Here is a 12189-nt window from a genome sequence, read left to right on the forward strand (position 1 = left end):
ACCGTCGGCCCATCGCCACCGCCACGCACTGCTCAACTGCCCCCTCGGCAGCGACATGGGAGGGTATGTGATCGCTCACGGGCCGGGCGTCCCCCACGGCAGCCAGGCCCGCACCTCGAAGCCGCCGTCCGGCCGTGCCCCGTGCTCCAGCCGTCCCCCGGCCAGCGTCGCGCGCTCGGTCAGTCCGATCAGGCCCTGCCCGGAGCCGGGGACGTGCGGGACGTCGCCGTCGGGGGCGGGGTTGTGCACGCTGATGGTGAGGCCCTCGCCCGGCGCGCCGGTCACCGACACCGTGACCTCGGTGCCGGGGGCGTGCTTGCGGGCGTTGGTCAGGCCCTCCTGGGCGATGCGGTAGGCGGTGCGGCCGATGGAGGCGGGGACGGCGGCCGGGTCGGTGACCCGCAGGTCGAGGGTGACCTTGGTACCGGCCTCGCGGGACTCGGCGACCAGCGCGTCGAGGGCGGCGAGCGTCGGCTGGGGGCGGCCCGCGTCATCGGGCTCGCCCGCCCGCAGAACGCCGATGATCTCCCGCAGGTCCTGCAAGGCCTCGTGCGCGCTCTCCCGGATGACACCGGCGGCCCGCGCGACCTCCTCGCGGGGCGCGTCCGGCCGGAACTCCAGCGCGCCGGCGTGCACGCTCAGCAGGGTCAGCCGGTGGGCCAGCACGTCGTGCATCTCCCGGGCGATCGCCTCGCGCGCGAGCCGCTGCGCCTGCTCGGCGCGCAGATGGGCCTCCGTCTCGGCGCGCTGGGCGCGGTCGCGCAGGCTGAACACCAGCTGCCGTTTGGACCGGACGAGCATGCCCCAGCCGATGACGCAGACGCCGAGCAGCACGGTGAACGCGACGGCCACCGGGTACGGCAGGTCGGGTTCCGGACGCAGCCAGAAGAAGAGCGGGATCAGGGCGGTGGAGATGCCGCCGATCCAGGCCACGTACCGGAAGGGCCGGTGCACCGCGAGGGTGAAGAGTGCGACCAGGCCGACGCCGCCCGCGGTGTTGGAGATGAAGCCGACCGGGATCATCGCGATCGCGAGCCCGACCGGCCAGCGGCGGCGCAGCCACACCGCGGCGCAGGACAGCGCGCCGAGCCACTGGTCGACGACCAGGAGGGCACGCGGCGTGTTCTCCGGGGTTATGGAGTCCGCGGCCAGCAGGCCGACGAAGATGGCCACGAAGAAGCAGCAGAAGTCGACGAGCCAGTCGCGCGCGGTGCGCCGGGGCCGTCGGCCTGGCCGTCCGGCATCGGGGTCGAGCGCGTGGATCAGGGCCGACGGGAAGAGCCACCGGCGCCCCTCGAACGCCGACGCCGTCTGCGCCGTCCTGTCACTTTTCACGGTCGACAAATCTACGCAGGACCGGACCGTGCCACCGCCCCGCGCGCGGGATCGCCGACCAAAGTCGGCGCACCGGCTACTTTCGGCGCGGTCACGGGGCGAAGATCACCGACTTCGGTAGGCCGGGCCTCGCCCCGCGGCCGATGCGTGCGGGGGGTCTGCGGGGCGAGGGTCGTCCCCATGAAGCAGTTGCTGGAGTTCCTCGGACTGATCGCCCTCGTGCAGGGCGTCATGGGCCTGGTGCACGAGTTCACCGACTGGCACATCGGCCTCGTTCAGCGGGTCGGTTTCCTCGACGGATACGAGATCTACGCGAGCGTCGCCCTGGTCGTGCTGGCGTTCGCGCTGTTCGCCGCCGCCGAGAGCCGACGGCCCGGCTGAACCCGGGAAGCGCAGACTCGGGAGGCGCAGACTCGGGAGGCGTGGCCGCGCGAGCATCGCCCGCCGACACTGATCGCCTGGGGAACCGGCGGCCTCGGCATGACCGACCTCCCTCGCCATGGCTAGCGTGCGGGCGGCGGTGCCGTGCTGTGGCGCAGTACGAGTCGGGTCGGGACGAGCGTCGTACCGTGTTCCGTCCCATGAGGTCCCGCCTGCCGCATCTTGCTGAGGACCTTCTCGACGCAGAGCCGTCCCACCTCGGCGAAGTCCTGGTGGATGGTGGTGAGGGGAGGCAGGAAGGACGCCGCCTCCGAGATGTCGTCGAAGCCGACGACGCTGACGTCGTCGGGAACCCTGCGGCCGCGTTCGTGCAGGGCGCGCAGCAGGCCCAGCGCCATCTGGTCGTTGGCGGCGAACACCGCCGTGCAGTCCGGCCGGTCGGCCAGCCGGAGACCGGCCCGGTAACCGGATTCGGCCGACCAGTCGCCGCGCACCAAGGGCGGCGGAACGCGGCCCGCCTCGGTGAGGGTGCCACGCCACGCGTTGGCACGGCGCTGGGCGGCGAAGGAGTCCTCGGGACCGGCCAGGTGCCACACCGTGTCGTGGCCGAGGTCCAGCAGATGTCGTACGGCGTCACGGGCTCCGCCCGCCTGGTCGGTGTCGACCACGGTGTAGCGGTCGCCGGCGTCCGAGTCGGCCACCACCACCTGGACGCCGGGCGGCAGTGAGACGGTCGCCGCGTCGAGCAGGTGGATCTCCATGATGACGATGACGGCGTCCACGGCGAGTTCGCCCAGCCGGGAGAAGGCACCGTTCACCTCGTCCTGGGTGGGAACGGCGACGGGCAGGAGCGTGACGGCGTAACCGTGTTGGGCGGCGGAGGTGGCGATCGCCTCCAGGGTGCGGATGTTCCCCATGGTGGAGAGGGAGAAGGTGATCACGCCGAGGGTGCGGAACTCGCCGCGCCGGAGCGCCCGTGCCGCGCTGTTGGGTCGGTAGCCCAACTCCCGCATCGCGGCCAGGACCTGCCGACGGGTCTCCTCGGTCACTCCGGGGAAGCCGTTGGAGACACGGGAGACCGTCTGGGAGGAGACGCCGGCGAGCCGGGCGACGTCGGCCATGGAGGCGCCCTGCCGGGGGCGGGCGGCGCGTTTTCTCGTACGGGCTCCCTCACCGTTGGCCGTGTCCACCCTGGCCCCTCCGTTCCCCGGCTGCGCAACTTTCGGTCCGGAACGACTCCTTGACCGTCGCGATTCGGACAGTGTAGACATCGCGCGAGCGAATGTTTACGTAAACATTCGCTGCCGAAACCATACGAGAACATCCCGAATCGAACCGAATCGAACCGAACCGGGACGCGCGGCACGCAGAAGAGTTGGAGTACTCGATATGGCACACCGCACCCGCAAGAGAAGGCTCCTGGGCACCATCGGCATCACCGCCCTCGCGACCGGAACCGTGCTGGCCACCACCTCACTGCCCGCCGCGCACGCCGAGACGACGGCTGCCGCGGCTTCGGTCACCGTCCGGCCCGACCCCTCCTACCAGCAGCAGAGGTTCGAGGGCTGGGGCACCAGCCTGGTCTGGTTCGCCAACGCCACCGGCGACTACCCGCCCGAGATACGGGAGAAGCTGGCCCAGCTCCTCTTCGGCGACGACGGCCTCGCCCTGAACATCGCCCGATACAACATCGGCGGGGGCAACGCCCCGGACGTCAAGGACTACCTGCGCCCCGGCGGAGCGGTCGAGGGCTGGTGGAAGGCCCCGGCGGGCACCACCCGCGAGGATGTCGACTGGTGGGACGCCGACGACCCCGCCGACTGGAACAAGAACGCCGACGCCACGCAGCGCTGGTGGGTGGACCGCATCAAGAAGGACATCACCCACTGGGAGGCGTTCAGCAACTCGCCGCCGTGGTTCATGACCGTCAGCGGCTATGTCTCCGGTGGGTTCGACTCGAGCAAGGACCAGCTCAAGACCGAGTCCGTCGAGGACTTCGCCGAGTACCTGGTGGGCGCCACCGAGCGGCTGGAGAAGGCGCACGGGATCAAGGTCGACACCCTGGACCCGTTCAACGAGCCGAACACCCCCTACTGGGGCACGCGGCTCGGCGAGGACGGCGAGCCGGTCGGCGGCCGTCAGGAAGGGGCCCACATGGGTCCCGAACTCCAGCAGCAGGTGCTCCGCGCGCTGGCCCCCGCCCTGGAGAAGTCCCGGACCGACGCGGACATCTCCGCGATGGACGAGACCAACCCGGGCACCTTCGCCACGAACTGGAACTCCTACCCCCAGGAGGTCCGCGACCTCGTCGGCCAGATGAACGTCCACACCTACGGCACCGGCCAGCGCACCACCGTGCGGGACCTGGCCAAGGCCGCGGACAAGCCGCTGTGGATGAGCGAGGTCGAGGGCGACTGGGGCGACGGCCAGAGCTTCACGGACATGCGGCCCGGTCTCGGTCTGGCCCAGCGCATCGTCGACGACCTGCGTGAACTGGAGCCCCGTGCCTGGGTGTTCTGGCAGCCCGTCGAGGACTACGACAACATGAAGCCCGGCGGCGAGTCCGCGAAGGGCGGCAACTGGGGCGAGATCCAGATCCCCTTCAACTGCACGTCGAAGGACACCCTGGAAACCTGCCCGATCCGCACCAACACCAAGTTCGACACCGCCCGCAACTTCACCCACTACATCAAGCCCGGCGACCGGCTGATCAAGACGAACGACACCTCCAGCACCGCCGCGCTCTCCAAGAAGGGCGACGCGGCGACCGTCGTCCACGTCAACAGCACCACCGAGGCCCGCGACGTCACGCTCGACCTGTCGAAGTTCGGCCGCGTCTCCTCCCGTGCCACCGTGACCCCGGTGGTGACCAGCGCCGACGGCAAGCTCGCACGCCAGAAGCCGGTCCGGGTCACCGGCAAGCAGGCCACCGTCACCGTGCCGGCCCAGTCCGTGACCTCCTTCCTCGTCAAGGGAGTGTCCGGCGTCGCCAAGGACGCGGCCGAGCTGAAGAAAGGCCACACCTACCGGCTGACCGGCGTCCAGAGCGGCAAGGACCTCACCATCGCCGACAACGGAACCGGCCTCGTCATCAAGAGCGCCGACGCCGCCGACCCCAGCGGTCAGCACTGGCGGCTGGAGCAGATCAGCGGCACCGACAACCGGAAGCGGTACGTGTTCACCGAGGCCGCGGAAGGAAAGCGCCTGGCCGTCCGCGACGGCGCCCTGGTGGCCGAGCCCGATGAGGGCCGCCGCGACCGCGCCGCTCAGTGGATCATGTCGACGACCGGTGACGGCACCTGGACCCTCGTCAACGCCGCCACCGGCCAGCTCCCGGACGTCTTCGGCCAGTCCACGAGCGACGGCGCCACCGTCGGGGTGTGGTGGCCGAACTCCGGCTCCAACCAGCGCTGGAAGGTGACTGACGTGACCGGCGACGCGGGTGCGCGGACCGAGTAGCGCGTCAGCCCGGTAGCACCTCGTCACGGGTGTCCGTCTGCGACGCCCCCGCCTCCCGCCGCATCGCGGCGGCCGGGCCGGGGCGTCGCGTCATTCGGCTGGTGCCGCAGTACCTGACGGTCGACACGGCGCACCGTGTGCAGGGGCACGGTCTCGACGTCTGCGAGGTCCTCGGGATGAACCAACCACATGAACCCCTGGCAGTAGTAGACGCACCGGCTGCCCGATCATGTGGGGTGGCGGACAGAAGCTGCCCGTCCGCGGGGATGCCGCACCCGTGCGGCCGCCGGACGGCTAGGCGTTCTCGGGGAGGTCGAACGAGCCGTACTCGGGGCGTCCGGCCAGGTCGTACGTCTGGATGGAGACGCCCGTCGAGGTGATGCGGCCGCCGGTGTGCCGGAAGGCGGTCGGGACGATGCCCTCGGTGAACAGGCGGCGGCCGGCGCCGAGCACGACCGGGAAGGTCAGCAGGTGCACGGTGTCGACGAGGCCGAGGTTGAGCAGGGACTGGGCGAGTGCGCCGCTGCCGTGCACCTGGAGCTCGCCCTCGGTGTTCTCCTTCAGGGCGGTGACCTCCTTGGCGAGGTCGCCGCTGATGACGGTGGTGCCGGACCACTCGGGGTCGGTGAGGGAGGCGGAGGCGACGTACTTCGGCATGCTGTTCAGCCGGGAGGCGATCAGGTTGTCGGGGTCGGTCACCTTCGGCCAGTACGCGGCGAAGATCTCGTACGTACGGCGGCCGAGGAGGAACGCGCCGACGTGCTGGAAGACGTCGTCGATGAACTGTCCGAAGTCGTCGTCGGCGTAGGGAAAGACCCAGCCGCCCTGCTCGAAGCCGTCGCGGGTGTCCTCCTGAGGGCCACCCGGGGCCTGGTAGACGCCGTCGAGGGTGACGAAGCTGTTGAGAACGAGCTTGCCCATGGGGTGCCTTCTTCCTGAGGGATCCGTGGGGGTGGGGTTGCTTTCAACAGGTCAGACCCCACTGGCACCCGCAACTCATCGGTGGCCCGCGCGAAAACTCATCCGGCGTGTGTCGAGAACAGTCCTCCCGTGGGGCCCTGCTTGTCGCCGCCCTGGGCCTTCTTCAGCGCGTTCGCGAGGCCCTCGATGGTCATCGACTGCAGGATGACGCTGCCGTTGCCCTCCAGGGTCGCCAGCGACAGGCCCTCGCCGCCGAACACGGCGTTCATCAGCCCCTGGCGGTTGAGGCCGCCGACGCGCTGGACGCCGTACTCGATGCCCTCCTCGAAGGCCACCACGCAGCCGGTGTCGACCTCTATGCGGCCGCCGAAGTCGGCGGGGTTGAGGTCGATGAAATTGCCGGCGCCCGCGATGACCACCGTGCCGTGCCCCGTGAACTTCTCCAGGATGAAGCCCTCGCCGCCCTTCATGCCGGTCCGCCCGCCCTGGAAGGCGATGCCGAACTCGACGGTGGACTCGGCGGCCACGAAGGCGTCCTTCTCGGCGAACCACGCGCGCGTGCCGTCGAGTTCCAGGGCGCGCATCTCACCGGGGAGGACGCCCGCGAAGCCGACGGTGCCCTCGCCGCCCTGCGCGGTGAAGTACTGGAACGCCAGCGACTCGCCCGCCAGCGCACGCTGGCCGACCTGCATGGCGGTGCCCATGGCCTGGCGCAGCAGGCCGCCCATGCCCGCAGCCGCGGCGCCCGAGGCACCGCCCTGTGCCGCGCCGCCGGCCGACGGGCCGGTCAGCCGGGTCTCCATGGTCACGTTCGCGGTCTTGAACAGGAACTTTCCCGCCTCGCAGTACACGGTCTGGCCCGGTCGCAGGGTGACGACCGCCATCTGCATGGCGTTGCCGACGATCTCTTGCCGAAGTGTCACGTGGGGAGAACGCGGGAGGTGAAGCCAGGAGTTCCTCGCGCGCCATCTCGGTGTCCGTTCGCCGCCAGCGTTGTCGTGGGGCGGGCGATGGAATGGGCGTATGACTTCTCAAGCGACGCATAATCCGACTTCTCGGACAATCCTCCAAGGCAAGGTGGCCTTGGTCACCGGCGGCAGCCGCGGGATCGGTGCGGCAACGGCGGTGCGGCTGGCGCGGGAGGGCGCCGACGTGGCTCTGACGTACGTGAACGGCAAGGAGGCGGCGCAGGACGTCGTACGGGCCGTCGAGGCGCTGGGACGCCGGGCGGTGGCCCTGTGGGCGGACTCCGCGGACGCGGCCGAGGCTGCGGGGGCCGTGGAGCGTGCGGCGGAGGCGCTCGGTGGGCTCGACGTGCTGGTGAACAACGCGGGCGTCGGGGTGCTGGGGCCGTTGGAGAGCCTGTCGCTCGCCGACGTGGACCGGGTTCTCGCGGTGAATGTCCGGGGTGTCTTCCTGGCCTCCCAGGCGGCGGCCGCGCGGATGACGGAGGGCGGCCGGATCATCACCATCGGGTCCTGCATGACCCAGCGGGTGCCGGGGCCCGGCGGGACGCTGTACGCGACCAGCAAGGCGGCGCTGATCGGGCTGACCAAGGCCCTGGCCAGGGAGCTGGGCGGGCGCGGGATCACGGCGAACATCGTCCACCCCGGGCCGATCGACACCGACATGAACCCGGCCGACGGGCCGTACGCGGCCGGTCAGGCGGCGCTGACCGCGCTGGGGCGGTTCGGGACGGCCGAGGAGGTGGCGTCCATGGTCGCCCACCTCGCGGGCACCTCGTACGTCACCGGCGCCGAGTTCTCGATCGACGGCGGGCACGCGGCGTGAGCCACGCGGGGCGCACCGGTGCTGTCCGGGCCGATGTGCCCCGCGAGTCGAACGGGCGTCGTCCGCTACCGGACGGGCCTCAGCCACCCAGCTCCTGGTGCCGCGCCGCCAGCCGTGTCGCGCCTTCCTCCGTCAGGGAACCGAACAGGCGCAGGCGGGAGATGCCGCCGTCCGGGAAGATGTCCACGCGCGCGTGCGTGCCGACGGCCGGGGTCGGGAGCACGAAACGGTGGTTGGTGTCGGGCTGGAGGCGGGTGCGGGGCAGGACCTCGGTCCACTCGCCGTTCTCGCCGTCCTCGCCGTCCCGCACGGACACCGACGCCCAGCCCGCGCTGTTGCCCTTCAGGTACGCGGTGTCGATCTCGATCGCGCGGATCTGGGACTGCGCCACCAGCCGGTAGCGGATCCAGTCGTGCCCCTGGTCGCGGCGGCGGCGCGTCTCCCAGCCGTCGTCCATCTTGCGGGAGCGGCCCGGCTGGATGGTGTTCGTGGCCGGTGAGTAGAAGAGGTTCGAGGCGTCCTCGACCTGGCCGCCGTTCTCCAGGGCGACCACGTCGAAGGTGCCCAGCACCGACAGCCACTCGGGGTCCGGGACCACCTCGCCGTACACGCGCAGGCGCGCGATGCCGCCGTCGGGGTGCTGATTGACCCGCAGGTGCGTGAAGCGCTGCTCGGCCGCGACGGCGAACCCGTTCGCCGCGTGGCCGCCGACCGGGGTGCGCGGGACGAGGGTCGTCCACTTCACGTCGTCGGCCAGCAGTTCCTCGGGGGACGGGGAGCCGGGGACCGACGCGCCCTCGATGGACACGGACTGCGGGTAGTTGCCGCGGAAGTGGGCGGTGTCGACCACGATCCCGCGGATCACGCCGGGCGCGCCGAGGCGGACCAGCGCCCAGTCGTGGTCCTCGGCGGTCGGCCAGGGATGCTCGGCGGACGCGCCCCGGCGGCGCCGCGTCTCCCAGCCGTCCATGATCTTGCCCTTGTGCCCGAAGTGCTCGGGGTCGAACTCGGCGCGCTCGGGCACCAGCAGGTTCTCGCGCTGGGCGAAGAACTCGTCGTTGGCGGCGATGACTCCGGCGCCGAGCCGGCGGTCGGCGAGGTTGGCGTACTGGGTGAAGGGGAAGTCGGCGGTGCGGTAGTCCGCGTACGGGTCGCCGCCTCCGTAGGGGCTCGCGTCGCCGGTGAAACTCGGTATCGCCGTCACGGTGATCAGGTCTGCCTTTCAGACGTCGGGATTCAGGGGGTACGGGTGAGCAGTCGCCCCTTCGGGTCGGTGAACTCGCCGTCCGCCACGATGCGCTGCCCGCGCAGCCAGGTGGACTTCACGACGCCGCTGAGGGTGCGCCCGGCGTACGCCGTGACGCGGTTGCGGTGCTGGAGGGCGGCCGGGTCCACGGTGAAGGTCTCGTCGGGCGCGAGGACGGCGAAGTCGGCGTCCCGGCCGGCCTCGATGGCGCCCTTCTGGGCGAGCCCCACGAGCTCGGCCGTCCGCGTGGACATCCAGCGGACGACGTCCTCCAGGGTGTGGCCGCGCTTGCGGGCCTCGGTCCAGACGGCCGGCAGGCTCAACTGGAGGCCGGAGATGCCGCCCCAGGCGGTGGCGAAGTCGTTCGTCTTGAGGTCGGCGGTCGACGGGGAGTGGTCGGTGACCACACAGTCGATGGTGCCGTCGGCCAGCGCCTGCCACAGCAGGTCCTGGTTGGCGGCCTCGCGGATGGGCGGGCAGCACTTGAACTCACTGGCGCCGTCCGGGACTTCCTCGGCGGTCAGGGTGAGGTAGTGCGGGCACGTCTCGACGGTGACACGCACACCCTCCGCGCGGGCGGCGGCGATCAGCGGCAGCGCGTCGCTGGAGGACAGGTGGAGTACGTGCACGCGCGCGTGGAGGCGTTTCGCCTGTGCGATCAGGTGGGCGATCGCGGTGTCCTCGGCGTCGCGCGGACGGCTGGCGAGGAAGTGGGCGTACTTGGGGCCGCCCTGCTGCGGGGCGGCGGCCAGGTGGTGCGGGTCTTCGGCGTGCACGATCAGCAGGCCGCCGAAGGAGGCGATCTCGGCCATGGACCCGGCGAGCTGCTCCTGGTCGAGGTGCGGGAACTCGTCCACGCCGGACGGCGACAGGAACGCCTTGAAGCCGAACACCCCGGCGTCGTGCAGCGGGCGCAGGTCCTTGCCGTTGTCGGGCAGCGCGCCGCCCCAGAAGCCGACGTCGATGTGCGCCTTGGCCCGGGCCACCTCCTGCTTGGTGCGCAGGTGGTCGACCGTCGTGGTCGGCGGGAGAGAGTTGAGCGGCATGTCGACGAGGGTGGTGATGCCGCCGGCCGCCGCGGCGCGCGTGGCGGTCCAGAAACCCTCCCACTCGGTGCGGCCGGGGTCGTTGACGTGTACGTGGGTGTCGACGAGGCCGGGCAGCAGCACGTCGTCGCCGACGTCCTCCACCCGGACGGCCTCGACCGGGGCGTCGTACGGCAGTACGGCGGTGATCTTCCCGTCGGCGACCGCGACGGACGCGGGGCGCGTCCCCTCGGGCGTGATGACGCGCGTCGAGCGCAGCACCAGTTCAGCGTCGGACACCCGGACCCCTCTCCTAGCCGCCGTCCCGGCTCCCGTGACCTCCGGGAAACGGGGATTTACTTCCGTGTAACGGAATTCAACGTTCTGTTGAAGGAGTCTTCACTCCCGCCCGCGTACCGTCAAGGGGCACACTTCTCCACAGTGCACCTACGGCGCCCGCTCTGGACGTTTCCACAAAGCGGAATTACAATTCCAGCAAGCAGAACGTAGCTACGCACAAGCGGGGAGTCAACCGGCTGCCGGGTAGGCTTCTGCCCTTCAGTCAGCCTCGAAAGGAACGCGCCGTGCCGACGTCCAGCGCCAGCACCACCGACTCCGCCAAGTCCGCCAACGGCGGCGGCGTCCAGTCCCTCGAGCGCGCCTTCGACCTGCTGGAGCGGATGGCGGACGCGGGCGGCGAGGTCGGCCTGAGCGAGCTTTCCGCGACCAGTGGGCTGCCGCTGCCGACCATCCACCGGCTGATGCGCACCCTGGTCGCGTGCGGGTACGTCCGCCAGCAGCCCAACCGGCGCTACGCGCTCGGCCCCCGCCTGATCCGGCTCGGCGAGTCCGCCTCCCGCCTGCTCGGCACCTGGGCCCGCCCCTACCTGGCCCGGCTGGTCGAGGAGACCGGCGAGACGGCCAACATGGCGCTGCTCGACGGGGACGAAATCGTTTACGTCGCCCAGGTGCCGTCCAAGCACTCGATGCGCATGTTCACCGAGGTTGGCCGGCGCGTCCTGCCGCACTCCACGGGCGTGGGCAAGGCGCTGCTCGCCGGCTTCCCGGACGAGGAGGTGCGTTCCCTGCTGGCCCGCACCGGCATGCCCGCCGCGACGGAGAAGACGATCACCACGCCGGAGGGCTTCCTCGCGGCGCTCGACGACGTGCGCCGGCTCGGCTACGCCCTCGACGACAACGAGCAGGAGATCGGCGTCCGCTGCCTGGCGGTGTCGGTGCCGGACTCCCCCACCGCCGCCGCGATCTCCATCTCGGGCCCGGCGGGCCGGGTGACGGAGGCGGCGACGGACCGGATCGTGCCGGTGCTCCAGCAGGTGGCGACGGAGCTGTCGGAGGCACTGGCCAGCTCGGGCGCCTGACGGTCATGAGGGGCTTCGGCTGATGGTCACTCGTGGGGGGCTTCGGCCGACCGGCACCTGAGGGGCCTCAGCTGAGAGGCCTCAGGTGAGGGGGCTTCAGCCGACCGACCGGGCCTGAGGGCTTTCAGCTGAGAGGGCTCCAGCCGACCGGCCGCATCTGAGGGACCTTGACTGAGGGGCCTCGGCCAAAGCGGCTTCAGCCGACCGGCCCCGTTCTGAGCGGCCTCAGCTCCGCGGCGGCTCCCCGAACAGCTCCACCGCGTACCGCACCTCCGACAGCCCCCGCGACAGCGCGCTCACCGACCCGATCGCCCCGGCGATCAGCAGCAGGGACCGGCGCAGTCGTGGAACCTCGGGCGTGCCGTCGGCGGTCATCGCGGCGAGCGCCGCGAGTTCGTCCTCGGCGACGGCACGGTCGGGGAACTCCACGGGATGCGCGGCGAGTTCACGGCGCAGCCGGGACACGGCGGTCCGCAGTTCCGCCACCCTCGGGTCCTCGTCGCTGCCGGTCACTGGCCTCTGCCCCAAGCTCCGCAACACAGCTCCCCCTCCGGGCAGGCCCGGCACGCCGTTGTGCACAGTCACGCCCTGCTCCCCATGCGCCCCCGTGATGCCGGTCGTGCGCCGGGGGACGCGGGCCAGTAAACGCCAC

Annotated in this window: 11 protein-coding genes; 4 read left to right on the plus strand and 7 right to left on the minus strand. The window is 71.3% G+C overall.

Translation table 11 applies throughout. The annotated features are described in order from the left end of the window. Window positions 1-75 precede the first annotated feature (75 nt). Window positions 76-1344 (minus strand): histidine kinase, encoded by a 1269-nt coding sequence (locus HJD23_RS07120; RefSeq protein WP_171116826.1) that lies wholly within the window; start codon window positions 1342-1344, stop codon window positions 76-78. Between the two features lie 171 nt (window positions 1345-1515). Here HJD23_RS07120 and HJD23_RS07125 point away from each other — a divergent pair, with 171 nt between their 5' ends. Further along, entirely contained in the window at window positions 1516-1716 is a 201-nt protein-coding gene (locus HJD23_RS07125; RefSeq protein ID WP_171116828.1) for a hypothetical protein, read from the plus strand. Window positions 1717-1838: 122 nt separating this feature from the next. On the opposite strand, the gene HJD23_RS07130 is transcribed toward HJD23_RS07125, so the two are convergent. Continuing rightward, window positions 1839-2837 carry a LacI family DNA-binding transcriptional regulator gene (locus HJD23_RS07130; protein WP_171119050.1) on the minus strand — a complete coding sequence of 333 codons (999 nt, stop codon included), beginning with the start codon at window positions 2835-2837 and terminating at the stop codon, window positions 1839-1841. 268 nt (window positions 2838-3105) lie between these two features. Here HJD23_RS07130 and HJD23_RS07135 point away from each other — a divergent pair, with 268 nt between their 5' ends. Further along, window positions 3106-5175 (plus strand): glycoside hydrolase, encoded by a 2070-nt coding sequence (locus tag HJD23_RS07135; RefSeq protein ID WP_171116830.1) that lies wholly within the window; start codon window positions 3106-3108, stop codon window positions 5173-5175. 294 nt (window positions 5176-5469) lie between these two features. Here the strand turns inward: HJD23_RS07135 and HJD23_RS07140 are convergent, their stop codons facing one another. Next, a complete protein-coding gene (locus tag HJD23_RS07140) occupies window positions 5470-6096 on the minus strand; it encodes a dihydrofolate reductase family protein (protein WP_171116832.1) in 627 nt (208 codons plus the stop codon). 98 nt (window positions 6097-6194) lie between these two features. Continuing rightward, on the minus strand, window positions 6195-7019 hold the full coding sequence (locus tag HJD23_RS07145) for an AIM24 family protein (protein ID WP_171116834.1): 825 nt from the start codon (window positions 7017-7019) through the stop codon (window positions 6195-6197). Between the two features lie 100 nt (window positions 7020-7119). On the opposite strand from HJD23_RS07145, the gene HJD23_RS07150 reads away from it, so the two are divergent. Next, window positions 7120-7887: an SDR family oxidoreductase gene (locus HJD23_RS07150; RefSeq protein ID WP_171116836.1), complete on the plus strand. Its 768-nt coding sequence runs from the start codon at window positions 7120-7122 to the stop codon at window positions 7885-7887. Window positions 7888-7966: 79 nt separating this feature from the next. Here the strand turns inward: HJD23_RS07150 and alc are convergent, their stop codons facing one another. After that, window positions 7967-9091 carry an allantoicase gene (alc, locus tag HJD23_RS07155; protein ID WP_171116838.1) on the minus strand — a complete coding sequence of 375 codons (1125 nt, stop codon included), beginning with the start codon at window positions 9089-9091 and terminating at the stop codon, window positions 7967-7969. A gap of 32 nt (window positions 9092-9123) precedes the next feature. Further along, a complete protein-coding gene (allB, locus tag HJD23_RS07160; RefSeq protein ID WP_171116839.1) occupies window positions 9124-10458 on the minus strand; it encodes an allantoinase AllB in 1335 nt (444 codons plus the stop codon). A gap of 284 nt (window positions 10459-10742) precedes the next feature. Between allB and HJD23_RS07165 the strand changes: the two genes are divergently transcribed. Next, window positions 10743-11537 (plus strand): IclR family transcriptional regulator, encoded by a 795-nt coding sequence (locus tag HJD23_RS07165; RefSeq protein ID WP_171116841.1) that lies wholly within the window; start codon window positions 10743-10745, stop codon window positions 11535-11537. A 225-nt stretch (window positions 11538-11762) separates the two neighbouring features. Here the strand turns inward: HJD23_RS07165 and HJD23_RS07170 are convergent, their stop codons facing one another. Further along, window positions 11763-12077: a DUF5955 family protein gene (locus HJD23_RS07170; RefSeq protein WP_171119052.1), complete on the minus strand. Its 315-nt coding sequence runs from the start codon at window positions 12075-12077 to the stop codon at window positions 11763-11765. Window positions 12078-12189: the final 112 nt, after the last annotated feature.

Origin of the sequence: Streptomyces sp. Z423-1 (assembly GCF_013009255.1) — a bacterium.
Classification (GTDB): Bacteria; Actinomycetota; Actinomycetes; order Streptomycetales; family Streptomycetaceae; genus Streptomyces; species Streptomyces gossypiisoli.